Source organism: Nitratiruptor sp. SB155-2 (genome assembly GCF_000010325.1).
GTDB lineage: Bacteria > Campylobacterota > Campylobacteria > Campylobacterales > Nitratiruptoraceae > Nitratiruptor.
Genome location: NC_009662.1, coordinates 293,841 through 319,885 on the forward strand (window position 1 = coordinate 293,841; position 26,045 = coordinate 319,885).

At 38.5% G+C, this 26,045-nt stretch carries 25 protein-coding genes and 2 tRNA genes; 13 read left to right on the forward strand and 14 right to left on the reverse strand.

The window, feature by feature from the left end:
- Window positions 1–8: 8 nt before the first annotated feature.
- Window positions 9–1,535: an NADH-quinone oxidoreductase subunit M gene (locus NIS_RS01645; protein WP_012081678.1), complete on the forward strand. Its 1,527-nt coding sequence runs from the start codon at window positions 9–11 to the stop codon at window positions 1,533–1,535.
- Entirely contained in the window at window positions 1,532–3,019 is a 1,488-nt protein-coding gene (nuoN, locus tag NIS_RS01650) for an NADH-quinone oxidoreductase subunit NuoN (RefSeq protein ID WP_041353957.1), read from the forward strand. Before NIS_RS01645 ends, nuoN begins: the two co-directional genes overlap by 4 nt.
- Here the strand turns inward: nuoN and miaA are convergent.
- On the reverse strand, window positions 3,016–3,915 hold the full coding sequence (miaA, locus tag NIS_RS01655) for a tRNA (adenosine(37)-N6)-dimethylallyltransferase MiaA (protein WP_012081680.1): 900 nt from the start codon (window positions 3,913–3,915) through the stop codon (window positions 3,016–3,018). The two genes, nuoN and miaA, sit on opposite strands and share 4 nt — an antisense overlap.
- A gap of 43 nt (window positions 3,916–3,958) precedes the next feature.
- Between miaA and mqnP the strand changes: the two genes are divergently transcribed.
- The gene (gene mqnP, locus NIS_RS01660; RefSeq protein WP_012081681.1) at window positions 3,959–4,819 is read left to right on the forward strand and encodes a menaquinone biosynthesis prenyltransferase MqnP; all 861 of its coding nucleotides are present in this window, start codon (window positions 3,959–3,961) and stop codon (window positions 4,817–4,819) included.
- 26 nt (window positions 4,820–4,845) lie between these two features.
- Window positions 4,846–4,922: transfer RNA gene (locus tag NIS_RS01665), tRNA-Arg, on the forward strand.
- A gap of 4 nt (window positions 4,923–4,926) precedes the next feature.
- On the opposite strand, the gene NIS_RS01670 is transcribed toward NIS_RS01665, so the two are convergent.
- The 3 genes from NIS_RS01670 to NIS_RS01680 are packed head-to-tail and all read right to left on the reverse strand — an operon-like array spanning window position 4,927 to window position 9,085.
- A complete protein-coding gene (locus NIS_RS01670) occupies window positions 4,927–6,810 on the reverse strand; it encodes an EAL domain-containing protein (RefSeq protein WP_012081682.1) in 1,884 nt (627 codons plus the stop codon).
- Window positions 6,807–7,184, reverse strand: coding sequence for a hypothetical protein (locus NIS_RS01675; protein ID WP_148164056.1), 378 nt, complete (start codon window positions 7,182–7,184; stop codon window positions 6,807–6,809). The genes NIS_RS01670 and NIS_RS01675 overlap by 4 nt, the downstream gene beginning before the upstream one ends.
- Window positions 7,185–7,222: 38 nt before the next feature.
- Window positions 7,223–9,085: a TonB-dependent receptor plug domain-containing protein gene (locus NIS_RS01680; RefSeq protein ID WP_012081684.1), complete on the reverse strand. Its 1,863-nt coding sequence runs from the start codon at window positions 9,083–9,085 to the stop codon at window positions 7,223–7,225.
- Between the two features lie 713 nt (window positions 9,086–9,798).
- Between NIS_RS01680 and NIS_RS01690 the strand changes: the two genes are divergently transcribed.
- Window positions 9,799–10,452 carry a carbonic anhydrase gene (locus NIS_RS01690; protein WP_012081686.1) on the forward strand — a complete coding sequence of 218 codons (654 nt, stop codon included), beginning with the start codon at window positions 9,799–9,801 and terminating at the stop codon, window positions 10,450–10,452.
- Window positions 10,453–12,090 carry a SulP family inorganic anion transporter gene (locus NIS_RS01695; protein WP_012081687.1) on the forward strand — a complete coding sequence of 546 codons (1,638 nt, stop codon included), beginning with the start codon at window positions 10,453–10,455 and terminating at the stop codon, window positions 12,088–12,090.
- Between the two features lie 662 nt (window positions 12,091–12,752).
- Here NIS_RS01695 and NIS_RS01700 read toward each other — a convergent pair.
- From NIS_RS01700 to mraY, 3 genes are all read right to left on the reverse strand, one after another.
- Window positions 12,753–12,828: transfer RNA gene (locus tag NIS_RS01700), tRNA-Phe, on the reverse strand.
- Window positions 12,829–12,868: 40 nt separating this feature from the next.
- A complete protein-coding gene (locus NIS_RS01705; protein ID WP_012081688.1) occupies window positions 12,869–14,053 on the reverse strand; it encodes a Mur ligase family protein in 1,185 nt (394 codons plus the stop codon).
- Window positions 14,053–15,117 carry a phospho-N-acetylmuramoyl-pentapeptide-transferase gene (gene mraY / locus NIS_RS01710; RefSeq protein ID WP_012081689.1) on the reverse strand — a complete coding sequence of 355 codons (1,065 nt, stop codon included), beginning with the start codon at window positions 15,115–15,117 and terminating at the stop codon, window positions 14,053–14,055. Before mraY ends, NIS_RS01705 begins: the two co-directional genes overlap by 1 nt.
- A gap of 79 nt (window positions 15,118–15,196) precedes the next feature.
- On the opposite strand from mraY, the gene fabG reads away from it, so the two are divergent.
- The 4 genes from fabG to accA all read left to right on the forward strand — a co-directional run bounded on the left by fabG (window position 15,197) and on the right by accA (window position 18,462).
- Window positions 15,197–15,940, forward strand: a complete 744-nt coding sequence (fabG, locus tag NIS_RS01715) for a 3-oxoacyl-ACP reductase FabG (protein ID WP_012081690.1) — start codon at window positions 15,197–15,199, stop codon at window positions 15,938–15,940.
- 49 nt (window positions 15,941–15,989) lie between these two features.
- Window positions 15,990–16,226, forward strand: coding sequence for an acyl carrier protein (gene acpP / locus NIS_RS01720; protein ID WP_012081691.1), 237 nt, complete (start codon window positions 15,990–15,992; stop codon window positions 16,224–16,226).
- Between the two features lie 74 nt (window positions 16,227–16,300).
- Window positions 16,301–17,524: a beta-ketoacyl-ACP synthase II gene (locus NIS_RS01725; protein ID WP_012081692.1), complete on the forward strand. Its 1,224-nt coding sequence runs from the start codon at window positions 16,301–16,303 to the stop codon at window positions 17,522–17,524.
- A 2-nt stretch (window positions 17,525–17,526) separates the two neighbouring features.
- Window positions 17,527–18,462 (forward strand): acetyl-CoA carboxylase carboxyl transferase subunit alpha, encoded by a 936-nt coding sequence (accA, locus tag NIS_RS01730; RefSeq protein WP_012081693.1) that lies wholly within the window; start codon window positions 17,527–17,529, stop codon window positions 18,460–18,462.
- A 29-nt stretch (window positions 18,463–18,491) separates the two neighbouring features.
- Here the strand turns inward: accA and NIS_RS01735 are convergent, their stop codons facing one another.
- The 3 genes from NIS_RS01735 to rpmB are packed head-to-tail and all read right to left on the reverse strand — an operon-like array spanning window position 18,492 to window position 20,185.
- The gene (locus NIS_RS01735) at window positions 18,492–18,722 is read right to left on the reverse strand and encodes a DUF465 domain-containing protein (protein WP_012081694.1); all 231 of its coding nucleotides are present in this window, start codon (window positions 18,720–18,722) and stop codon (window positions 18,492–18,494) included.
- Window positions 18,723–18,754: 32 nt separating this feature from the next.
- Complete coding sequence (gene argJ / locus NIS_RS01740) at window positions 18,755–19,939, reverse strand: bifunctional glutamate N-acetyltransferase/amino-acid acetyltransferase ArgJ (RefSeq protein WP_012081695.1); 1,185 nt, start codon at window positions 19,937–19,939, stop codon at window positions 18,755–18,757.
- Between the two features lie 42 nt (window positions 19,940–19,981).
- Window positions 19,982–20,185: a 50S ribosomal protein L28 gene (rpmB, locus tag NIS_RS01745; protein WP_012081696.1), complete on the reverse strand. Its 204-nt coding sequence runs from the start codon at window positions 20,183–20,185 to the stop codon at window positions 19,982–19,984.
- Between the two features lie 131 nt (window positions 20,186–20,316).
- On the opposite strand from rpmB, the gene rpe reads away from it, so the two are divergent.
- From rpe to NIS_RS01760, 3 genes are read left to right on the forward strand one after another with little or no spacing between them, the layout of a single operon-like run.
- On the forward strand, window positions 20,317–20,955 hold the full coding sequence (gene rpe / locus NIS_RS01750) for a ribulose-phosphate 3-epimerase (protein WP_012081697.1): 639 nt from the start codon (window positions 20,317–20,319) through the stop codon (window positions 20,953–20,955).
- A 1-nt stretch (window position 20,956) separates the two neighbouring features.
- Window positions 20,957–21,547 carry a phosphoribosylanthranilate isomerase gene (locus NIS_RS01755; protein ID WP_012081698.1) on the forward strand — a complete coding sequence of 197 codons (591 nt, stop codon included), beginning with the start codon at window positions 20,957–20,959 and terminating at the stop codon, window positions 21,545–21,547.
- Window positions 21,540–22,370, forward strand: a complete 831-nt coding sequence (locus NIS_RS01760; RefSeq protein WP_012081699.1) for a 3'-5' exonuclease — start codon at window positions 21,540–21,542, stop codon at window positions 22,368–22,370. The genes NIS_RS01755 and NIS_RS01760 overlap by 8 nt, the downstream gene beginning before the upstream one ends.
- Here the strand turns inward: NIS_RS01760 and NIS_RS01765 are convergent.
- From NIS_RS01765 to NIS_RS01780, 4 genes are read right to left on the reverse strand one after another with little or no spacing between them, the layout of a single operon-like run.
- A complete protein-coding gene (locus tag NIS_RS01765) occupies window positions 22,306–23,502 on the reverse strand; it encodes a dicarboxylate/amino acid:cation symporter (RefSeq protein WP_012081700.1) in 1,197 nt (398 codons plus the stop codon). The genes NIS_RS01760 and NIS_RS01765 overlap by 65 nt on opposite strands.
- Window positions 23,475–24,275 (reverse strand): peptide deformylase, encoded by an 801-nt coding sequence (locus NIS_RS01770; protein ID WP_012081701.1) that lies wholly within the window; start codon window positions 24,273–24,275, stop codon window positions 23,475–23,477. Before NIS_RS01770 ends, NIS_RS01765 begins: the two co-directional genes overlap by 28 nt.
- Window positions 24,276–24,314: 39 nt before the next feature.
- The gene (locus NIS_RS01775) at window positions 24,315–24,494 is read right to left on the reverse strand and encodes a hypothetical protein (protein ID WP_012081702.1); all 180 of its coding nucleotides are present in this window, start codon (window positions 24,492–24,494) and stop codon (window positions 24,315–24,317) included.
- 15 nt (window positions 24,495–24,509) lie between these two features.
- On the reverse strand, window positions 24,510–25,985 hold the full coding sequence (locus tag NIS_RS01780) for an NAD(P)/FAD-dependent oxidoreductase (protein ID WP_012081703.1): 1,476 nt from the start codon (window positions 25,983–25,985) through the stop codon (window positions 24,510–24,512).
- Window positions 25,986–26,045: the final 60 nt, after the last annotated feature.

Below are 26,045 nucleotides of genomic sequence, written 5' to 3' on the forward strand. Positions count from 1 at the left end.
GAGAGTTTATGGATCATATTTTGTCATTATTGGTATTTTTCCCGGCACTCGCTGGTATGCTAGGCTTTATTGTTAAAAAAGACAATATAAGAGCATACGGCATCACTGTTGCTGCTATTGAGTTTGCTCTTTCTTTGGTTTTATGGCTGATGTATGACTATAGTAATGGAAGTTTTCAATTTGTTGAACAATTGCCACTAATACCAGAATATGGCATCAACTACTTTCTAGGTGTTGATGGGATATCGCTATTTTTAATTGTGTTATCGACTTTTATAACCCTCATTGGATTGATTTCACTTACCATTGAAAAAAATGTTAAGAATATGATCATCTCTCTTCTCTTTTTAGAGATGACGATGGTGGGTGTTTTCGTTGCATTGGATGCAGTCATTTTTTATATTTTCTGGGAACTCTCTCTCGTACCGATGCTTTACATCATAGGTTATTGGGGTAGCGAACTTAGAGTATACGCGGCAATTAAATTTTTCCTATATACATTTTTTGGTTCTTTAATAATGTTAGTGGGTATGCTTTTCATGGCATATCTCTATTATGTTGCAACGGGAACAATAAGCTTTGCAATTCCTGATTGGCATAGACTCATTCTTCCATATGATTACCAAATATGGCTTTTCCTTGCATTTTTCCTAGGTCTTGCAATCAAAGTTCCTATGTTCCCATTCCATACTTGGCTTCCTTATGCACATGGCCAGGCACCGACGATCGGTTCTGTTATTTTGGCTGCAGTACTTTTGAAAATGGGTACATACGGTTTTGTACGACTCTCGCTTCCGCTATTTCCCGATGCCTCTATTGCCCTTATCACTCCTATTGCCGTAATTGCAGTGATTATGGTCATATATACAGCAATGGTAGCATATGCGCAGGAGGATATGAAACAGGTTATCGCATACAGTTCTATCTCTCATATGGGTGTTATTATCTTGGGTACTTTTGCCATGAACGTTGAGGGTATAGCAGGGTCTATCTTTTTGATGATAAGTCATGGAATTGTAAGTGGGGCACTGTTTATGCTCGTTGGAAACATTTACGATAGACGACATACGAAAAAGCTTGCGGAATTCGGTGGTTTGGCCTCTGTCATGCCAAAATACGCTTTGATTTTTGGAATCATGACCATGGCTTCAGTAGGTTTGCCACTTACAATAGGGTTTGTCGGAGAATTTTTGAGTCTTATGGGATTTTATAAGGTCTCTCCAGCATTGGCTTTTCTTGGAGGTTTTTCTATCATCTTGGGTGCAGCATATATGCTAAGAGTATATAAGTTGACATTTTTCGGTCCATTGACAAATGAAAAAAACAGAAATCTTCCTGACTTGAATTGGAAAGAATTGACTTCGTTAGTATCTTTGGTTGTTGTCGTAATCTGGTTAGGTGTCAACCCGAATCCCGTTTTGAAACCGATCAATAAAAGTGTAGAGAATATGCTTCAGCTGATGGAGAAAAAAGCGATAACGCCAGAAGCTAAAGATCTTTTGAGTCACAACACAGTTGAATTGGAGGCAAAATAATGGAGCCTATTAAAGTAAGTTTAGAATCACTCAATCTTGCCACCCTTTTCCCAATGCTAATAGCCATTGCTGGTGGTTTGGCGATACTCATTGTAGATTTGGTTAAAGAGAATCTGCATAAATCTTTATATGTAATGTTATGCATCCTTTTTCTTGCACTTGATCTTGGTGCTATTGTAGGTCTACAGATAAATACACGGGGCTTTTTTGATGTAATGCTCGTAGATGGTATTGCTATCATTTCACAAATCATCATCGTCGTTGCTTCTATGCTATTTATCCCGTTGGCGCTTACATCTAAACGGTTTCATGAATTTAGTCTGCCTGAATTTTTCGCACTTTTTCTTTTCATGGTAGCAGGTTTTCAGTTTATGGTCGCAACGGATAATCTGATATTGATATTCATAGGTCTTGAGACTGCAAGTCTATCTCTATACACACTCATAGCTTTACATAACCGGGAAAAATCGTTTGAAGCTGCTATCAAATATTTTACAATGGGTGCTTTAGCAGCCGGTTTTTATGCATTTGGTGCGGCACTCTTCTATGGTCTGAGTGGAAGTGTTGAGATATATAAAATTGCCGAAGTACTTGCGGATAGAGGCTATGAACCGCTATGGGTTGTCCTGCTTGCGACATCATTTATGATAGCTGCACTCGGTTTTAAACTCTCTATGGTACCTTTTCATACCTGGACACCAGATGTGTATGAGGGTGCAAGTGCAGCACTTGCTGGATATATGTCTGTCGTGCCAAAAATAGCAGGCTTTGTCGTTGCCATGAGACTTTTTGAATTCTTAATCCACAGCGACATTACATGGGTGAGAGACATTCTCTATCTAGCCGTTGTGGTTACGATGACCTTTGCCAATATCGTTGCTCTTGTGCAGCATGATGTGAAAAGAATGCTGGCTTACAGCTCCATTAGCCATGCCGGATTTGTAATGGCAGCGATTATGATAGGTACCACACAGGCAAACAGTGCACTTTTTCTTTATTGGATCATGTTCTTGTTCACTAACTTGGGTGCTTTTACAATGCTATGGATTTCAAGACACAAATCCAATATATGGCATGATCGATTTGACCACCCTTATGAAAAATTTTCCGGTCTTGTACAGATTATGCCTGTAGCTGCAACAATCATGGCGATCTTTATGCTCAGTCTTGCGGGAGTCCCTCCATTCAGTCTCTTTTGGGGAAAACTGTACGTTATGAGTGCAGCAGTTAATTCTGGATATATCGTTCTTGCTCTCATTATGGCCCTCAATAGTGCGATAAGTGCATACTACTATCTTAAACTTATTGTCTATATGTTCATGAGAGAGCCAATCAATGACAAGCAGACAGTCTATTTTAAAAATGCATCTTTGTCACTCAAAACGATAGTGGGAATTTCTGCTGTTTTGACTATTTTCTCATTTATTTTTGTATCGCCACTTCTTGGCTTCATCACCAATTACGTAAGCATCAGCGGATTTTAATCCGCCATTGCTTGCAAAATCTTCTTTTTTAGTTCATCATACGTTAATGCAATTTTGTTTTTAAACTGTGTTTTGTTGAATGTTTGTTGTCTTTTAGCAAGCTGTGCGGTATGTGTTGAGATTGCATGTTCTAGATCTTTGATATTTTTGATTTTCCCATCTAAATAGTGTATTGTCTCTTTGATTCCTATAGCCTTCATAGCATTGGGCTCTCTGGTATATTTTTTTTCAAGTGTGCAAATCTCTTCAATGAGCCCTTTTTGTATCATCCTCTTTGTTCTGTCTTCTATTCTTTTTCTCAATGTTTTCCTATCAATCGCTATTTCATAAATTTGTATATTTTCATTGATAGATCTTGGAGGATTTTTTTGAAAATAGTCGCTAGGTGCCAAGCCTGTTTGGAAATAGAGCAGCAAGCCTTTTTCTATTCTGTAGCGGTCTTTATCTGTTATTTTCATTGCAAAAGTAGGATCGATTTTTTGTAGCAGCCTGTATGCTTCGTCTACATCACAGAGGATTTTCGATACTTTTTTTTGAACAGTGTGTGAAAACTTTGGAAATGGCGAGATTCCCGTGATTAGTGTTTTGAGGTAGAAACTGCTTCCCCCTACAATAATGAGATTTTTTTGATGTTCTTTACACTGCTCTTTTGCTTCTTGATAAAGATGAAGAAATCGCTCCACACTGAAATGTTCATTTGGATAGGTTACATCGATACCAAAATGTTTGATTTGCCGTAACTCCTCTTTTGAAGGTTTAGCCGACACAATATCTATCTCTTTGTATACACTGAGGCTATCAACGGAAAGAATATACGCATTGCATTTGCTCGCAATGTCAACGGCTATATCGCTTTTCCCACTGGCTGTAGGGCCTATAATTGCTATTTCTTTCATAGTGCGATTATACTATAATACCAAAAACGTCCATGGAGTGGTGATGGGAAAGATTGCAAAACTGTTACACGATTTCAATGAATTTGTGATGTTCAAACACACCATTTTTAGTCTTCCTTTTATTTTTGTAGCGATGGTCGTTGCAGCGAATGGTTGGTTTGGATGGAGACTTTTCATCTTGGGCATAATCGCTGCAGCAAGTGCAAGAAATTTCGCTATGGGCGTGAACAGATATCTTGATAGAGATATTGACAGGCTCAATCCAAGAACCGCTACACGTCCGAGTGTAGATGGTCGGATCAAAGAGGAGTGGCAACTTGCTTTTATCATTCTCAATGCGATTGTATTTGTCGCCACTGCCTATATGATCAATTGGTTGGCTTTTGCTTTATCTATTCCCATTCTCCTTGTTCTTGGGGGGTATAGTTATTTTAAACGGTTTAGCGAGCTTGCACATCTGATTTTGGGCCTCTCATTGGGGCTTGCTCCTATAGCTGGTGTGGTAGCAGTAGAAGCGAAGATAACGCTATGGAGTGTTTTTTTGGCTTTGGGTGTTATGTTTTGGGTAGCGGGTTTTGATCTGCTATATTCTTTACAAGATATGGAATTTGATAAGAAAATGGGTCTTTATTCTATTCCGTCTCGCTATGGTCATACATGTACGCTCTTTTTGGCAAAACTCTTTCATGCTTTAACGATACTCTTTTGGTTTTTCTTTGTCATCGAAGCACATCTTGGCTTTTTTGCATATCTGGCTGTGATAGTTTCAGCAGTGATGTTATGGTATGAACATAGAATCGTGGCGAAAGATTTTTCGAAAATCGACAGAGCTTTTTTTACTGTCAATGGCTATTTAGGAATCGTTTTTTTCGTTTTGATCGTTCTTGATATTTGGTTGGAGTAAAATTATGGTATAATTCCAACGCTTTTGCGCCCGTAGCTCAGCTGGATAGAGCAACAGATTGCGGTTCTGTAGGTCGGGAGTTCGAATCTCTCCGGGCGCGCCAAGAATTAGTTTTTTATGTAAAACTCTAACGTTTCTGGCTTTCCAAGATAGAATCCCTGTCCATATCGTATACCAAGTCTTTGGACAAGTTCTAATGTTTTTTGATTGTGAATAAATTCTGCTACTGTTTTTATATTGAGTTCATTAGCAAAAAGAGCGATAGATTTTGTGATAGTATAGGAAATACGTGACTGCTCCAAATTTTTAATTAATTCACCATCTATTTTTAAAATGTCGATCGGTAGATGCTGAAAAATGGTAAAATTGGAATATCCACTTCCAAAATCATCTATAGCAACCTCTATTCCGTAGGTTTTAATTTTATTGAGCCTTTGTTTTAATTGTTCCATATGGCTTGATTCGTACTCCAAAAGTTCAATGGTAAGCCATTTTGCCAATGTTTTATTGCGTTCAATCTCGTTTAATATCGTTGTATAGATAACGTTATCTAAAAGATCAGAGACATTGAGGTTGATGCTAATATGTACTTTGTATTTTTTTATGGCATTAAAAACAATTTCAATGACCCTTTTGGTTAAGTCATTATACACATTTGTATATGCGATCGGGGTCAAAAATCTATTTGGCGGAACAATGTTGCCATTTTGATCAAACATTCGTGCCAATGCTTCAAATTTTACTATTTTATCTGTATATAAATCTCTAATTGGTTGATAATGACAAATGATTCTATTTTCTTCTAGAGCTTCTTTAACACTGTTGATATTGATATCTTGGAAATTGCCCTTTTGTGTTGAAACAGTTCCATCGATAACCTGGTTTCTTCCCTGTCTTTTAGCGATATAAAGCATTTCATCTGCATATTTGATAGCTTCTATCGGATTTTTAAAATGTTCTGGATGGAGGTTGACTCCTACGGAGATTGTTATTTTAATATGATGGTTATTGTAGATGAAATCTTTTATTTCTATAATTTTCCTGATACGGTTTGCTATATCGATTGCTATATTGGAATTTTTATTTTCTCTATGAATGAAGAGCAAAAACTCTTCCCCGCCATATCGGATTAAATAGTCCTCTTCACGAATATTTTTTTTCATCAAATTGGCAACTTCTTGTAAAATGAAGTCTCCAGCTTTATGACCATAAACATCATTGATTTTCTTGAAATGGTCGACATCAAGCATAAGAATTTGGTACCGATCGGGTTGAAAACTAGTGAGAAATGTTCGTAGGAACTTACGGTTGTAAATTTGAGTGAGAGGATCTAAAAAACTTTCTTTTTTGGTTTTGATATTGATATATGTTTGCCAAAGAACAATCATAAGTAGAAGAGCAATAGAGAGAAAAATGTAATAGAAAATATTTTTTATAGGCTGTATAACAGTATTGACTGTTTTGGGTAGATTGGTAGAAAAATCGATTGCAATAATTGCTTGCGTTTTTCCATGGTACTGAATAGGTTTGAGATAGGTACCCCATAGTGTTCCTATATCAAATTCTGAAATAATCTCTTCTGTATTACTATCATATACTTTGTTCCAACGTTTTTTATCAACATTCAATGGTGCGTCAAACTCACCTCTGTCACTTTTGCTCCCATCCAAAAGATACCTATATTTACCCTTTTTGTCTCTATAGAGCACATAGACATATTTAAATGTAGGAGTAATAAGCAGTGAGAGAGCTTCTTGAAGGTTTTTTCGTAATTGAGGATTTTTTTGAAGAGTTGGATAGAGATTATTGGGAATCTCTTTTTTTATGAGATCTTCTATATTGTTTGCAAAATATTTTGCTTGTTGGGTAAAAATATTTTCTATATTGGTTAGGAAATGTCTATTCGCATATGAAACTGTAAAAAAGAGATATGTTATTGAAATAAGAATAATAGTAATTAACAAAAAATATACATATTTATAGTTTTTCAAAAGGACTCCTCCTCATATTTTTGGAGTTCTTTTGGTAATATCAGATGATACTTTTGTAAATTTGGTTTAATAAAAATAAGGTTTGGCCGTCCTTTTTGCCAATAAAATCCACCTATAGCCTGCTCTTTGTAAATCTTTAAAAGATTGTATGAACCCACAAAAATCATTTTATCTGTTTTAATATTGGGTGTATGGTAAAGAATTAATATATCTGCATTCGATTTGTGAGTTAATTTTATATTCAATGGTAACAGTTTTAAAAGATCTTCTTTTGTTGGATCATCGGTCCATATTCTAATGATGGAGTCTTTTGGGAAAAGGGCTTTCAAGATCGTCGTATAGATTTTTTGTTCTGTCGTAAGAGGAGAACTCAACAAAAAGCATGTAAATACCAATATTAAAAAAAACTTTTTCAAAATAGATACTCCACATTGATCCAAAATTTTCTATCTGTTACAGGTATGGCATACGGAAAATTACGATATGCTTGTTTAAAACCTCTACCGAAAATATTTTCTCCCCGGATCCCAAGAGACAGATCTTTTGTAATGTGATATTTAATAGCCGCAGTATAATCAATTGATGCATCAACTTTAATACCAGCATATTCATAACTGCTTTTATAGATGAGTTCATTATACAGATCGAGTTTCCCATAAGTGTTGAATGCTTGAAAAAAAGCTCCGTATTTTGGGGAATATTCTATATTTTGATTATTGTATCCTCTAAAAATAGCCAATTTATATCTATTGAACAGATCTTGATGATAGTCATATTCTATAGAAAATGTGGTTTTTCTAATAACATTGCCACTATAATTTTGATATCCTGAAGGTGTGTAGAGAATAGGGTTTTTCGCTTTGTTAAAACCTAATTGGAAACGAAAAGAGTGTTGATCATCAAGTTTATATTGCAGACTAGATGCCAATGCAAATATTTCGGGCGGTTTTAGTTTGCTATTTGCTTTAAAAGGTATTTTATTAGGAGAGTAGAGTTTGTAGAAATCAATAGGTTGATACGTATCGATAAGAAAAATTTTGAATTTCCCATTGTTGAAGTTTTGTAAATATCCAATTCTTACTACCGATCTGTTTCTGTTTGGTACAACTTTGTCATATCGATAGAAATCTTGCTTGAAGGAGGCTACTACAGTTTTATATTCATCTATCTTGTATCTGTCTTCACAATATAATGAAAACAATTTCAGTCCGTTTCCATAGCTAGTCGTTGTAGTATCAAATCTCCCATCCATAGTAAATTTTTTATATTTATAAAATCCACCGAGTAAAATAGAATTTTTTCCATACTCAAAAAACCTTTCTGCAACCAATGAGAAGATATCGTCTTTAAAATGTGTTTTGTAATATGTTACTAATCCTAAGTTGCCGGCAGGAACTCCTGACGGATCAATATACGTTCTGTCATAATATAAGTTATCATAGGCAACTTGAAACTTGTAGTCATATTTGTTCGATGTTGTTATGTGGATATATTGATGCTGGGCTTCCAGTCCTCCACCATCAGGTGTATAGTTTCTACTATGTCCTAAAAAGGAATCACTCTTTTTTTTGTAATTGCCTATCTCGATTCTGTAATCGTTATAAAATATATTTGTATACATATTGTATCCATCTTTATCACTGCTTATTCTATGGTTGAGATGGAAATAGTCTTTATGATTGATATTTTCACTATTAACATATGCAAACCATGAAAGTTTGGTGTCAGTAGTATGTGCGTAGTAAAGATCCGTTTCGTAGCTATTTTTGTTATCCAAAAGAAGTCTAACTTTTCCACCCTCTTCACGTTCCGGTCGTTTTGTGTAGAGTTTAATAATAAAAAGACCAGTTTCATTGCCGAATTCAATAGAGGATGAACCTCTATAAAACTCGATATGATCGATATACTCTATCGGCATATCACCCCATATCAGTAATGCACTACCAAAAGAAGAAGAGGTCATATCATGATCATTTATATAAAGACGTATTGCACTAAGAGGTAGATATCCAGCTGAAGGAAATGAGAAGAGATGGACATTATTGGGAGTTCTTGTTAAATGAAGAAGACGGACTATCTTTAAAACATCAAGAAGTGTGCGTACCTGCATTTTTTCTAGATCGTCACGTGTGAAAATATCTATTAGCCCCGCACTCTCTTTTTTGGTAACTTTGGACAATTCCGATTCTTTTCTATATTCTTGCAGTAGTTTTTCTATGTTTTCACTGGCAAAAGAGTATAGAGTAAGCATAATCAGCATTAAAAATATTTTCATATGAACTCCAAAATATGAAAATGTCATGTTTAATTTAGTTTGAATAGGTTTGATTATATCAAAGCTATTTTTAAAAACGATATCAAGGAATATCAATGTTTTGTTGGATAGTCTTGTTGTATAACGTAAAAATTACATATTCTTTAATTTTGAATAAATATATAAGTTAGTTTTTGAGGATAGTGGTCAGAGGCGGGTTCGAACCACCGACACAGGGAGTTTTCTTCTCATCCAAAATTATGTATATTCTTTTAAGCCTCATTTCAATATTTTCTTAAAAAGCATTATGAGTACCATGTGTATTGGAATCATACACATATTTGACAAAAGATATTGGTTTATATATACTCATTCTTATGAAAAATATAAGATTTATGCTTCTTCTTTTACTTTCTTTATTTATCCTTGATTCAGTTACTACCACATTTATTCCTTTGCAGAGTGATATTCAAATTTTGTGTGAAGAAAAAAATAAAGATTATAATGAAAAGGAGGATTGCAATGACAAGGAGGAGCTAGAGGATAACATAAAATATCTAAGTCTAGATTCCATGTTATATATGATTCTAGAAAAAGTATTAAATTTTCGTGATACTGATTTATTTGATAACCACAATCTGCACAAAATCTTCAAACCCCCTATCGTATAGTATCTTTCCCCAAACATCTACAAAACTATACAAACACAATTAATTGAACAATAGGGAGATACTATGCAAGAAAAACTATTATTTTGGCGCAACAGGAATAATAATTTCAAAAATCACTATTTTAAAAAATTTGAAAACAGGCTAACTGATCTAGTCAAATACGGACAGCATCCAAAGGCACTTTTTATAGGCTGTTCAGACTCAAGAGTGATTCCAAATCTTATCACTCAAACCGATCCTGGTGATCTTTTTATCATCAGAAACGTTGGTAACTTTGTACCACCGTTTTCTCCAAATAACAGTTATCATGCGGTTGCTTCGGCGATAGAATATGCAGTTGAAGCACTAAAAGTTGAAGAGATAATTGTTTGTGGTCATACCCATTGTGGTGCAATCAACTCTCTCTATACAGGTTTGGATGAAAAATCTTTTGTTCATACTAAAAGATGGCTTGCACTAGGAAGCAAAGCAAAAGAGATGGCTGTATCTAAAATGAAAACAGATGAACCAACCTCTGAGCTCTTGCGATTGACTGAAAAATACTCTGTCATAACGCAAATAGAGAATTTATTGACCTATCCCACTGTTAAAGAGAAAGTAGAAACTGGAGAAATCATAATCCATGGATGGATTTATGATTTGGAAACAGGAGGCATCGAATATTTTGATATGGAATCCAAAGAGTTTAAACCATTTGAACAGAATAAGGAGCAGTAAATGATTTCAAAAAAAGATTTAACGGGAGATATTTTTGGTGGAATTACTGCTGCAATAGTTGCAATACCATTGGCACTCGCATTTGGATTGCAGTCAGGATTAGGTGCAATCGCAGGGCTTTATGGCGCAATAGCTTTGGGGATTTTTGCATCACTTTTTGGTGGGACGAAGACTCAAATTAGTGGCCCGACAGGGCCAATGACAGTTGTAACTGCCGGGGTTGTTATTACAATTACAGAGTATTATGGCTCTTTGGATGCTGCAATGGGAGCAATACTGTTAACTTTTGTACTGGCAGGTATTATTCAAATTCTTATGGGTGTTGTAGGTATAGGAAAATATATACGCTATGTGCCCTATCCTGTAGTTTCTGGTTTTATGAGCGGGATAGGCGTTATTATAATAATTTTACAAATATTTCCATTTTTTGGACTTGAATCTCCCAAGAAGATTTTGGACATATTGCACTCTCTCCATACTATTCCCGAAAAGATTAATCTTCAAGCAATGCTACTATCTTTAACGACTATCGCAATGATCTATCTTTTTCCAAAGGTTACAAAAAAGATTCCTCCAACACTGGTAGCTCTAGTTGTATTGACTATTGCCTCAACAATTTTAGGACTCAATGTTCCAATTATCGGTCACATACCTGAAGGATTACCTGAGATTAGGACAGAGATTTTCTCCTCTTTTGATTTTGATATAGTTACTATTATTTTAGTGCCGGCGATAACTTTGGCAGCACTTGGCGCTATTGACTCTTTGCTTACATCGTTGGTTGCAGACAATCTGACTAAAACCCAACATGATTCAAATAAAGAGCTTGTTGGTCAAGGTATCGGTAACGCAGTGGCAGGTCTCATTGGAGGTATACCAGGAGCCGGTGCAACAATGAGAACAGTTGTCAACATTAAAGCAGGTGGACGTACACAGCTTTCTGGAGTGATTCATGGGGTTGTTTTGCTGATTATCCTTTTAGGTGCTGGGGAATATGCAAAACTTATTCCTATACCAGTTTTAGCAGGAATTTTGATTACGGTAGGGATTGGGATTATTGATTACAAGGGTTTGAAACATATAATGCATGTGCCAAAAGCAGATGCCGCGATTATGATAATTGTATTGTTTGTGACGGTATTTGTCGATCTTTTGCAAGCAGTGGCTGTTGGAATGATTTTAGCTGCATTGCTCTTTATGAAAAATATGAGCGATCTTGCTGAGAGTAAATCTTTTAGCTCACTTTTAGAAGATTTGTATCACTCTAAAGTCTTACCAGATGAAAAAGAGATTATTGAAAAATTTGGTAAGCAAGTATATATTCAACATTTTGAAGGTCCAATCTTTTTTGGGTTTACATCATATTTTAAACAGTTGATTCAGAAACTTCCAGACGTGAAAGTTGTTATTTTTCGTATGGAAAATGTTCCATTTATTGATCAAAGTGGACTGTATGCGATTGAAGATGCGCTTTTAAGTTTACAGGATAAAGGTATAAAAGTTATTTTTACAGGACTTCAAGAACAGCCCAAAGACCTATTAACAAAGGTCAAATTGATACCATCATTGGTCAAGGAAGATGATATTTATGAAAATTTTGGTGAGGCTGTCAAAGCAGTCTCTACGTATTTAAAATAGAAAGTTTGCTGAAGATAATTTTTTATCTTCAGCAAATATAGAATTTGTCATATCTGAATTCTTATCTGCCATAAAACAAAATCAACTTTTTTAATATCTGATTTGAAACATTCCATGGAATGGAGTTGAGATTAAACATGATTGTAAGAAAGTATAACAAGAAGCCAAATAAAGTAGAAAGCAAGACTTGTGGATTTATATGATCAAAGAGGAGGAGCTATAAGAGCAGTTTTTGCAAATTGGTAAGTCTTTGGAGGATCGGTAATACTTACTAAAGTAGAGAGACAAAATATGAACAGGTACTATCGGAGCGTAATGTAAAGAGCTGGATTCCATTTTTGTTCATTTTTATAGCTGAAAAGTAGACTCATCAAAATATTGAGTATTAGCCTTGAGCTAAACGGATCATTTTTGGCAGAAACAGGATGAGAAACGAAAGTATTGAAGCGACAGCAATAGAAAATACGTCTATCTTAACACTTAAAATGATATACCATACAGCTGCAATTATAGGATATCTTGCATCCAAACGCAGTATGTACAGTAAAACAACTATCAAACCCAATAGTGTAAATGTAAATTCCATACAATCATTATAACAATTTCTTGGAAAATCAAAGTGGATATAACTTTTGGGTTTCTATATTATGGGGACTTTGGAGTGGTGGCCAGAGGCGGATTCGAACCGCCGACACAGGGATTTTCAGTCCCTTGCTCTACCTACTGAGCTATCTGGCCAAGCGAAGTTGAATGAAATTATACTTACAAATGTTGAAAATCAGCTTAAAACAAGTTGTTTGAACGTTTCTCCGCGTTCCTTATAGTTTTTGAACTGATCGAGACTGGCGCATGCTGGAGAAAGAAGTGCAATTTCTCCTTCTTTCATGCTCTTTTTTATCATATTGACGGCTTTTTCTAAAGTTTTGGCACTATGGGCAGGTATACGATATTTTTTTGCAAGTTCTGTGATATGTGGTTCAGCTTTTCCAATTGCGTAGATTTCTACATTGGGAAGTTTTTTGATTAAAGGTTCTAGATCTACGCCTTTATTATCACCTCCAAGGATAAGATGGATCTTTTTATCTTTATGTTGTGAAACTGCAGCTAAAGTAGCATCGATGTTTGTGGCTTTACTGTCATCAATCCAGACTCTCCCCTTTGTATCCCTAAACACTTCTTGTTTATGTGGATCGAGAGAAAAATGGTTGATTGCTTCATAATCGATCATGTGAAACACTATTTTTTTCACAGCAAGTGCCAAGAGGGCATCGAGTAAAAAAGCGCCGTGAAAGTTGATTTTATATGGATCTATATTGAAACGATCACATAGATCATCGATACCTTCATAGCCTATGAGATAGCCATTGCTAGAGACATGTTCATACTGTTTTGGTACAAGTGCTACTTCTCCCTCTTTGAGTTTTGAAAGTGGTTTAAGTTTTGCCTTTTCATACGCTTCAAAACTTTCATGCCAGCTGATATGATCTGGTGTAATGGGAAGTAAAACATACAGATTTGGTTTGGCTATTTTCGTATAGTGCAATGTAAAAGAGCTTGTTTCTAAAACCCATATCCTTGCATGTTGATCGAGTTCGGCCAAAGGTGTACCGATATTGCCTCCTGCTACCGCTTTTTTTTCTGATAAAAGATGCGTAATCATCTGGGTCGTTGTCGTTTTTCCATTGGTCCCGCTTACCCAGATGCTATAGGGCATTTGTGAGGCAAAGAGATCATATTCACTTACTATTTTATTTTTGGCTTTTTGGATGGCAGGATGAGAGGGAGGAATGCCAGGGCTCGGTACGACAATAGTAAATGCATCAGGATCAAAAGAATGAAAGGGTTGATGTAAAAAACCCTCTTCGTCGTGGTAAGGCTCTGGTATATTTTCGAAAATCACAACGTTTCCAAACTTTTTTGCCAACGCTTTCGTTGTTTTACCAAATCCTAAAAGTGCTATCATTACCGTATCTTTAGGGTGATAAGTGCTATAAGGTTTGAAATCAGAGCAATGATCCAAAACCGAACGATGATTTTGCTCTCATTCCAGTTTTTCTGTTCGAAATGGTGATGAATAGGCGCCATAAGAAAGACCCGCTTCTTTCTTAATTTGAAGCTTCCAACCTGGATGATAACGGAGAGTGCTTCCATGACAAAGACAAAGCCTATAAGAATGAGTAGGACTTCACTTTTTGAGATGATAGCCATATATCCTATGAAAGCTCCCAGGGTCAGACTGCCGCTATCTCCCATGAAAACCTCTGCCGGATGGCAGTTGTACCACAAAAATCCGATCAGGCTTCCTGCAAATGCAGCGGCTATGATGCTCACTTCTCCAACGCCGATAATTTTTGGAAGCAAAAGATAGTGACTCAAAACCGCATTGCCCGTAATATAGGTAATAATGGCAAGTGTCGTAAGAGCCATGATGGAAGGAACGGTAGCCAAGCCGTCCAGTCCGTCAGTAAGGTTGACGGCGTTGGATGTGGCAACAATAACAAGTGTCCAAAAAAGAATTCCAAATATTTTCATATCCAAAAGGGGGTATTTATAAAAGGGGACATAAAGGTTGCTATTTAAATGGGCATATTCATATAGAAAGAGTGAAACGACAAATGCCACTAAAATTTGTAAAAAGAACTTCTGTTTTGCACTCAGTCCACTTTGGTTGGATCGTTTGGTGATTTTGCCATAATCGTCTATTACGCCTATAGCCAAAAATCCAAGTATGGTTAAAAAACCTCCTAGTACATACGGATTGTGTATTTTGACGGTGAGCAAAGAAGCAAGTAGTGCAGAAAATATAAATACCACTCCACCCATCGTAGGGGTATTGGCCTTTTTTTTGTGATGTTCCGGAGCCAAAGAGTAGATTGGTTGATAAGAACTTTTTTTCATCGCCCAGCGGATAAATTTTGGCATCAGGTAGAGTGTAAGGAAAAACGCGAAAAAAAAGGCGATACCGGCTCGTACTGTGATGTATTGGAAAATGTTGATATGGAAAATTGAATAGAAATAGTAGAGCATCGTTTGCCTTGATACAGTTAAAGTGATTTGAAGAGAAATATTACTAAAATTTAGGTAAATATTTGGTAAAAGGAGTGCAATGCAATTTAGCGGAAAAAATGTTTTAGTAACTGGTGCAAGCAGGGGGATTGGTGCACAGATCGCAAAAGTTTTGGCTGGATATGGCCTAAAGGTTTGGATCAACTATCGAAGTGGGGCCGAAGCAGCCGATAAGATACAAGCTGAAATCGAAGCAGCCGGTGGAGAAGCGGCGGTTATCGGATTTGATGTGAGTGATGAAAAAGCTTTCATAGAGGCTATCAAAACGATTATCGATAGTGATGGGGAACTAAGTTATCTTGTCAATAATGCCGGTATTACCAAAGACAAACTTGCTATGCGCATGAGCGTAGAAGATTTTGAAAGTGTCATACGAGCCAATTTGACGAGTGCTTTCATAGGATGTCGAGAAGCTCTCAAAGCGATGAGCAAAAAACGATTTGGCAGTGTTGTAAATATCTCCAGTATCGTAGGCGAAACAGGAAACGCTGGACAGGTGAACTACAGCGCGAGTAAGGGTGGGATGATTGCGATGACAAAATCCTTTGCCCTTGAAGGGGCTGCACGAGGCATTCGTTTTAACTGTGTGACTCCCGGATTTATCGCAACCGATATGACCAAAGAGCTCAAAGAGGAGATCAAAGAAGCCTATATATCCAAAATTCCACTAAAGCGATTTGGTGATCCCAAAGAGGTTGCCGAAGCGGTTGCTTTTTTACTGAGTGATGGTGCTGGTTACATTACAGGAGAGACGATTAAGGTTAATGGCGGAATGTATTTATAAGGAAAATTTTGATACAATCATGCGAATACAATACAGATAAGGAGTCATAATGGCAGATATTTTCGAACAGGTCAAAGAGGTTGTTGTAGAACAACTCAACGCAAATCCTGATGAGGTAAAACCTGAGTCTCGATTTGTAGAAGATTTGAATGCAGACAGTTTAGATGTTGTGGAATTGGTAATGGCTTTGGAAGAGAAATTTGGTATCGAAATTCCTGATGAAGACGCAGAAAAGATTCAAACAGTCGGTGACGCAGTAAAATATATCGAAGAACACAAATCTTAAATCAAGTGGGGCAAGCCCCCTTGGTTTTTAGTGAGTTTGTACAATTGACTAAAGATCAAGGATAGGGAGTAGTTTTGAGAAGAGTTGTTGTAACCGGTCTTGGAATGATCAATTCTTTGGGACATGACAAAAAAAGTTCATTCGAAGCGATTATTAATGGAGAGACAGGAGTTGATCATATAACACTTTTTGACCCTTCTAATCAATCAGTGAAAATTGCTGCGGAAGTGAAAGATTTTGATCCTACAACGGTACTCGATCCAAAAGATGTAAAAAAAGCGGACCGATTTATCCAGCTAGGCATTAAGGCGGCACGTGAAGCGATGGCAGATGCCGGATTTGATGGCGAGGTAGACAATGACAGATTCGGTATCAGTTCAGCATCCGGTATCGGAGGACTTGCGACGATCGAAAAAAATTCTGTTGTCTGCAATACAAGAGGTCCGAGAAGAATTAGTCCATTTTTTATCCCTTCAGCGCTTGTAAATATGCTTGGTGGTTTTATATCTATCGAACACAAACTCAAAGGTCCCAATCTTTCCAGTGTGACAGCCTGTGCTGCAGGGACTCATGCGATTACAGAAGCTGCTAAAACAATCATGCTTGGTGGTGCTGACAGAATGCTTGTTGTGGGCTCTGAAGCTGCTATTTGCCCTATTGGTATAGGTGGATTTGCTGCGATGAAAGCACTTTCTACCTATAATGACGATCCCAAGCACGCATCACGTCCTTTTGATGCCAAAAGAAACGGTTTTGTGATGGGAGAGGGCAGCGGTGCACTGGTATTGGAAGAGTATGAGGCAGCCAAAGCAAGAGGGGCAAAAATCTACGCCGAACTTATAGGTTTTGGTGAAAGTGGTGATGCGAACCATATCACGACTCCAGCCCCTGAAGGCGAAGGTGCCTATAGAGCCATGAAAGCCGCGTTGGCGATGGCCGGAGTGGATAGAGTTGACTACATCAATGCTCACGGGACTAGTACGAAGTACAATGATTGGTATGAAACGATGGCGATCAAAAAGCTGTTTGGTGGGAAAGAGAACTGTCCTCCGGTAAGCTCTACAAAGGGTCAAACGGCGCACTGCCTCGGTGCAGCCGGAGCGATTGAGGCGGTCATTACTCTTATGGCGCTGACAGAAGGGGTTATTCCCCCAACGATCAATTATGAAGAGCCAGATCCAGATTGTGATCTGGATTACGTGCCAAATGAAGCAAGAAAAGCCGATTTGGAAATTGTGATGAGCAACTCTTTTGGATTTGGCGGCACAAACGGTGTTGTCGTATTCAAAAAGGTTTGATCTTGGCGACATACCTCGATTTTGAACAAAAAATCAAAGAGATTGAAAATGAACTCGAAGCGGCAAAAGCAAGAGGCGATACTGCCGCTATCGAGATTTTTGAAAAAGACCTGCAAAAAGAGGCTTCCAAAACTTATAAAAATCTAAGTGACTACCAAAAGCTTCAGCTTGCAAGACACCCCGATAGACCTTATGCCCTTGATTACATCCGCCTCATTTTGGATGATGCATATGAAATCCACGGAGACAGATGTTTTCGTGACGATCCTGCGATCCTTTGCTACCTTGGGTACATCGATGGCCAAAAAACTCTTGTCATAGGGGAACAAAAAGGGCGAGGCACGAAAAACAAGCTCAAAAGAAACTTTGGAATGCCTCATCCCGAAGGATATCGAAAAGCACTTCGAGCCGCAAAGATGGCAGAAAAATTCGGGCTCCCTATTTTAATGCTGATCGATACGCCAGGAGCGTATCCTGGGATAGGAGCCGAAGAGAGAGGGCAAAGTGAAGCGATAGCGAGGAATCTTATTGAGTTCAGCATGCTTGATACTCCCACTATCTCTATCGTAATAGGTGAAGGCGGAAGCGGGGGAGCGCTTGCCATCGGTGTTGCTGATAAGTTGGCAATGCTGAAATATTCTGTTTTTAGTGTCATCTCGCCTGAGGGGTGTGCAGCCATCCTTTGGAATGATCCGGCAAAGGTTGAGCAGGCCACGAAAGCTTTGAAAATAACTGCAGAGGATTTGAAGGAATTGGGACTTATCGATGATATTATCGATGAGCCCTTTATGGGCGCCCATCGAGACAAAGAAGGCGCAGCAAAAGCCCTGAAAGAGTATTATCTGCAAAATATTCGAGAGCTCATGCAGATGGATCCTAAAGAGCGTCTAGAAAAGCGGTATGAGAAATTGATGAAAATGGGCAGGTTCAAAGAGTAGTGCGTATCCCTCGAAAAAGAGGGAGATTTTTACAGTCCATGTTCTTTTTTGTATTGCATGACGATAGCGTATGCTTCATCTTTGAGTTTTAGTTTTTCCAGTTTCAGTTTTTCAAGCTCCAGGTCTTCCATGTGTTCGCGGCCCTCTTCTACATCTTTGACGATCTTTTTCAGTTCCTCGTGTCGTTCGATGATCTTATCGAAATGAGGGTTTTCCTGTCTTATTTTTTGAATCAATTCTTGTGGAAATTCTTCTAACATGTTTGCTCCTTTTTTCTTTTCAATTGTATCATTTAGGTTCTGTATTCTGCATTAATTTTGACATACTCATAGCCAAGATCGCAGCCATATGCTGTAAATTTTCCATCACCTAGACCTAGATCACAATGGATGACAAATTCATCCTGTTTCATGACAATGTGCGCTTTTTTTTCTCGCGCATCGTCAAAAAGGTTTCTTCCTCTTTCATAAACAACGATATCCCCTATAGCGATCGTGAGTTTCTTTTCATCACACTCTATGCCGCTGGCACCGATGGTAGATGCGATTCTTCCCCAGTTTGGATCTTCACCGAAAAGCGCTGTTTTCACTAAAAGCGAATTTGTAAGGGCTTTGGCGGCAATTTGAGCATCTTTGTCGTTGGCTGCGCCTGTAATTTTAAAGGCTACCAGTTTGTTCGCTCCCTCTCCATCTTTGACAATCTGCAAAGCAAGATGGTGCATGATGGTGTGAAGAGCGTATTCGAAAGCCTCTTTTTCATATACTTCGCTTTTTCCGTTGGCCATTAAAAAAACAGAATCGTTTGTAGAGGTGTCTCCATCAACACTGATCGCATTGAAAGTGGTTTGTGCATGTTTTTGAAGAAGAGGCTTCATCACCTCTTCGGGAACTTTGGCGTCGGTTACAATGAAACAGAGCATTGTCGCCATCGTTGGGTTGATCATTCCGGCGCCCTTGGCAAATCCTGCAATATGAAAAGATGTGCCATCTTCAAGTTCCACTTTGAATCCCATATATTTTGGAAAAGTATCGGTAGTCATGATGGCTTTTGCGAAATTTTCACTATTTTGAGCGTTCAAATCAAAAGATAAAGCCGCATTGATGATTTTCTCTTTTGGAAGTCGAACGCCGATGACTCCGGTAGAGCTCATAATGGGATTGTGCAAGGGAAATTTTGTTTGAAGGGATGATAGAACCTCTTCGATATCTTCAATACCCTCTTCGCCTGTCATGGCGTTGGCATTTTTGGAGTTGACCAAAATGAAATTGCTTGTCTGTATGGCGTTTTTTTGGAAATGCTTAATGGGTGCAGCTTGAAATCTATTTCGCGTAAAGATGGCCGCAACATGGGCTGGAGTATCTGAGTAGAGAAATCCAACATCGAGCCCATTTTTTTTAAGCCCGGCCATTACTCCGTCACAATAAAAACCTTGCACATGTTCAATCGGGTTTTGTATCGGAAAGAGTTGGAAGCGCATGACAAGCCTTTGAAAAAAGTGGGGAAGGAAAGGGGACCTGTATTACAGGTCTACTTGAAAATTTTTCTTTTTAAGAATTCTAAGACCCTTTGCAGATACTTTTATCTTTTTCTTAGTGCCGTCTGGAAGCGTAACACGTACAGTTCTTATATTTGGTAAAAATCTTCTTTTTGTCTTATTGTTTGCGTGGCTGACATTGTGACCAGTGATCGGTTTTTTGCCAGTTACTTGACATTTTTTGGACATCGCCTTCACCTTTATTTGGTTTTTTTGAGTTTTGAATGATATGAAAAAAATGATTAAGAATAGCTTAATTTAAACTAATTTTTAGCTTTTGCTTTTGGTATAATTATACCAATTTTACCCAAAGGATATGAATGCTCGTAGCCCCAAGTATACTCAGTGCCGATTTTGGAATTTTGGCTAAAGAGGTGATCGATATTTGCGAAGCTGGTGCGGATCTTGTTCATGTGGATGTGATGGATGGCCATTTCGTACCAAATATGACTATCGGACCGGTTGTTGCCAAAGCAGTTGCTGCAGTGGCTACGAAGCCTTTGGATGTGCATCTGATGGTGGAAGACAATAGCTTTTTTGTCGATCTTTTTGCCCCACTGAAGCCAAAATATATTTCGTTTCATTACGAAAGTGAACAGCATCATCATAGAGTTGCGCAAAAAATAAGAGATTATGGTATCTCTCCTGCAATTGTCATCAATCCAGCAACTCCGGTTAATGTGCTTGAAGAGATCATCAAATATGTAGATATGGTCCTTTTGATGAGTGTCAATCCCGGTTTTGGAGGGCAGAAGTTTATCCCGGTTTTTGACAAAATCAAACAGACGAAAGAACTGATTGAAAAGCATAATCCTTCGTGTCTTATCGAAGTGGATGGAGGAGTGAGCGATAAAAACATCCATGAGCTGAAAGCCGCCGGTGTTGATGTAGCGGTTGCTGGAAGTTATGTCTTTGGACACAAGGACTATGCACAGGCAATAGCAAGTCTCAAGGTATAATGTGCGAGTAAAGATCTGCGGTATTACAAATCTTGAAGATGCACTTGTTGCGATAGAAGCCGGTGCAGATGCTTTAGGATTTGTATTTTATGAAAAATCTCCCCGCTACATTCATCCCCAAGAGGCAAAAATAATCAGCAAAAAGCTTCCTCCCTTTGTGGAACGGGTTGGACTGTTTGTTCACGAAGAACCTGTAAAGATCGATGAAATCTGCTCATATTGCAATATGAGTCTTGCCCAGATCCATTTTGACGTGGAAGAGTCTTTTTTTGAAAAGCTTCAAACAAAAGCGTTGCCAGTAGTCCGAGCAAAATGTGCTGAAGATATCTTACAATTTTCCGATCGCTACAGGTTGGTAGATGCGTATGTACCGGAGTTTGGAGGAGCCGGTCGAAGAGTGGCACTGGAGTGGTTCGAAAATATAGACTGCTCAAAAATCGTTTTGGCAGGAGGTCTTAGTCCAAAGAACGTTTCGGAAGTGAAACGGTACGGTTTTTACGGTGTAGACGTAAGTAGTGGAGTAGAGGCTCGAAAAGGAAAAAAAGATCCCCAAAAAGTTCGAGAGTTTATCCAAAAGGCAAAGTTTGAATAAACTGGAAAAACTGGCTTTCAAATTGACCAAAAAATCGATGCAAAAAGAGCAGTTTTTTGGGCTTTTGCAAAATCTTTTTGGCATGTTTGAAGATCCTCAAATTATTTATGAAACACTCAAAGCCAGAGGATTCCCTTTGGATGAAAAAGAGAATACAATTTTTTTGAAAACAGCGATAACGCCATACCAAGAGCAGGAATTTGTCGTTGTCGATATAGAGACAAACGGGAGTAAACCAGAGTTTTCTCAAGTGATCGAGATAGGAGCCATCAAATTCAAAGGCAATACAATCATTGATCGTTTCGAGAGTTTTATCTATGCCGAGGATGTTCCGGAGTATATCAGTAAATTGACCGGCATCCTTCAAGAGGATCTGGAAAATGCACCATCTCAAAAAGAGGTGCTGCTTTCGTTTAAAGAGTTTTTACAAGATGCTGTTTTTGTTGCACACAATGTACGTTTCGACTACAATTTTATTTCAAGTAAACTGGAACAGCTCGGTTTGGAAAAATTGGCCAATAGAAAGCTTTGTTCCATCGATCTGGCAAGAAAAACGATTGAGAGTGAACGTTACGGGTTGGAGTTTCTCAATGAGACACTCGGCATCAATACGGCTGTGAGCCATCGGGCATATGCTGATGCGTTAACGGCGTATAAAATTTTACAAATGTCCTTTGAAAAACTGCCAAATGAAGTGAAATCGACAGAGGATTTGATCAAATTTAGCAAAAGTGCGAAACGAAAAAAAGTGAAAAAGACTACAAAACTTTCTGAATCAACTTTGCCCCAAGCAGATCCCCCCAGTTGTTCACAGCAGTCCTGAACATATCCAAAAAGCGATCAACGGTAATGATGAGCGCTATGGCTTCAACAGGGAGTCCTACACTGTCAAGCACCATTGTCATCATAATGAGTCCTGCTCCCGGAATCCCAGCCGCTCCGATAGAAGCGAAAGTGACGGTGATGAATATGGTGATTTGCTGAGCCAGACTTAATTCTACCCCGCTGATATTTGCGATGAACAGAACTGCAATCGATTCATACAGAGCAGTTCCATCCATGTTGATAGTGGCTCCCAGTGGTAAAACGAATCCAGCTACTTTTTTACTCACCCCTCCTTTTTCTTCTGCAACTTCAAGACTGACAGGAAGTGTTGCAGAGCTTGAAGCAGTAGAAAAGGCGATCAAAGGTGCCTCTTTTATCTGAAGAAAATAGCGATATGGGTTAAATCTTCCAACGAAATATCCAATGGATGGGAGGGTGACAAGAGCATGAAACATTAAAGCCAGAAGAACCGTTAATACATAGCTGTATAGCTCAAAAATCGGTTCCAATCCATTCTTGGCTACCGTTGCCGCAATGAGAAAAAAGACACCAATCGGTGTTAAAGCGATAACCCATCTTGCAAGAACCATCATCGCATCATTGATACTATCAAAGAAGTTGTAGAGCACTGTTCGTTTCGTTTGTTGAATAAAAAGAGCGGCTACTGCGAAAAGAATCGTAAAAAAGATGATTGGCAAGATTGCTCCTTTGCTCAATGCTTCAAAGATATTGGCTGGAATAAAGGAGAGCAAAAAGTCCGAGAGTGAGAGCTCTTTTTTTTCGATCGTTACATTTTGCGGAATTTGCAAGAGGTGTTCGCCGGAACCTGGATTGATAAGATGAAAGATAACGATTCCAAGTAACACTGCGAGAGCAGTCGTACTCAGATAATACAAAAAGGCTTTTACTCCAATGGACTTGAGTTCCTCTTTACCACTCAAAGAGGCAATAGCGATAAATATAGAAGCAAATACCAAAGGAATGATAAGCATTTTTAGAAGTTTTAGATAGATATCTCCAACTGCTTTGAGTTCAGTTGAGAGAGCAGGGAAGAAGTAACCAAAGGCGATCCCTGCTCCAATAGCAATGAGTGTGAGATTTTCTACGCTAAATAGCTTTTTACGAGCCATGAGCCTCCATACAGAATGAGAATAGCAGCGAGATAGATGGCGCTTGTTCCAAAAACGTTTGCTCCCTGGCATGAAGTACAATTTTTATATTTTGTAGTTTCATATTTTGCGTACAGAGCAAAAACAATGAGCCATATGAACTCTATGAAAAAAAGTAACGTGTTGTACGTCAAAACGAATTTTGCAAAATTTGCAAAAGTAGAGAGGATGAGCAAGATAAAATGACCTACTAAAAAAAGGCGCAGCGCTGTTAAGATTCTATCTTTTATGAAATAGGTAGGACAGGTGTCTCCATAACTACCATACTCTTTGAAAAACTTTTTCTGCTCCTTTTTTGAGAGCTTATCAAACAGGTACCCGCCAAATACCATATCGATCTTTCGCTGAAGCAGGACCGCTTCATCATCTTTGGCTGTATAGAATTTTTGGTTGCCTTGAAGATCTTCGTACATGACTTTTATAACAGGATAGCGCTGGACGGTTACTTCTATGTTTGGTAAACTCTCATCACTCTCCGTTGAAGCGAAATATTGCCCCTCTTTGCCGTAGATTGTTGGGTTGATCATTACTTCATAGGTGCCATCTTTCTTTTTCAGAACAATAATGCGTAGAGGTTCGCCGATTTGGATAGCGGCTAGTGCCTGGAGGTTGTTCTCTTCAATTGTCTTTTTTATCTCTTCGACGATTTCATTGATTTTTGGATCTTTAAAATCTCGAATAAGACCAGAAATTTGCAATAGTGTATGGTCAGGATAAGTTAGAATCTTTGCCATCGGGTTCCTTTTGAGGTACAAGGGGCGAAGCCCCTCGTTTTAATGGTGAGATTTAGAAACGACTGCCAACATTTTGAGGTTGATGATGATAAATCTGATAAATTGCCAGATTTTGCATGTTCTTAAAAACCTTTGGAAAGGCCCTGGAATCATTGTTCCGTATGTTTTGTCGTCGTATGGTTTGATGTTTTTTTGAACGTCTAAATAATCTTTTGCCATAATTGCTCCTTTTTCTTATTCAGGGATGAGTGTCCATCCTGGTTTGAGTTGCGCTTTCCACATAAACATATAGTGCAAGATGTGTTTGATCCAGTGACCTGCAAGACCGATCTCACCAAAAGTGTATTCTGGATCCCGTCCAGTTCCTGGGAATCTGTCATAATCTGGTACAACCGGGTACACTGTCAATGCCACGGCTGAACCGTTCCATACACTCTTACCAGTAGAAGCTACACATGCTGCACCCATCTCTGCCATGGAAGCGTGATGCCCTTTTTCTTTTACTTCTTCTAGACTGTATTTTCCTTCGATGACATCACATACTGTTCGTGCAACAGTTTTACCGATGATTCCTGAAGGCATACCGGTTCTTGGAGGTGCCGGAGTGATTGGCGTACCATTGACAGATTTTGCCGGTTTGGATATTGGATGAGGTGGTGCAAACGCGATACCTACTGCGAACATATTTGCGTAATCTGGGTTTTGATAATATCTTGGCCAGTCGCTCGCTTTCCACTCTTCAAACGGTTTTGGCGTATAGTCTGCATCCACTTTCATAAAGCCGTTTGGTGCGAAAACTTTATCGGTGATATCGTTTCCAGCTTTATCATAGGCTTTGAGTCCTACACCGCTAAATGGAGGAATGAGCATCGCAAAGTCAAATGTTTCTTCACCTTCCGTTCCATCGAGAAGTTCGTACTGGAGTTTTCCTTTTTGAACCTCTTTAACGTGCGCACCTGTAATCCAGTCAACGCCACGTTCTGCAAATAAAGATTCAGCCAAAACTTTGGAACTGACGATATGGCCACCCCATTTGATATGAAGACCTGCTACACCGAAGTCTCCAAGGAACTGCTCGTTTGAGATCCATTTAATTTCCGCTTTGTCTCGGACCCCAGCTTCTCTGAGTTCATGCTCGATGTTGAAGATATACTCGAATGCCGCCCCTTGGCAGGTACACATACCATGACCTGTACCGATGAGGAATTTTACTTTTTCCCCTTTTTTCATTCGCTCAATCGCATTTTGAAAGTGGTTGTTCGCTTCAGCGGCGTGTTGATACGTACATACGGAAAGGGAGTAACCTTCATCTGGTCCAAGTCCAGGAGTCGCCGCAAAATTGAGTTTAGGACCTGTAGCATTGATAAGATAGTCGTACTCTACCTCTTCTGTCTGACCTTTTTTGTTTGGATCAGTATATTCGATCGTTACATATGGTCTATCGCTTCCCTCTTTTCCTTCCGGATGAATTGAGACAGCTTTTGCTTGCCGAAAATCGATGCCAGCTTTTTGATAGACAGGAGCCAATTCAAAAATAACATCTTCTGGTTTCATCTCGCCGACACCGACCCAGATATTGGAAGGGATCCAGTTCCATTTGCTGTTCGGAGATACTACTACTACTTCATGTTTGTCGCCAAGCCAATGCTTCGCAAAAGTAGCAGCAGTATGTCCTGAGACACCAGCACCTAATACAACGATTCTTGCCATATTTGCCCCTTTTTTGAATTTCGATACACATTATTATAGGGCGATAGAGTTTAAAATAAA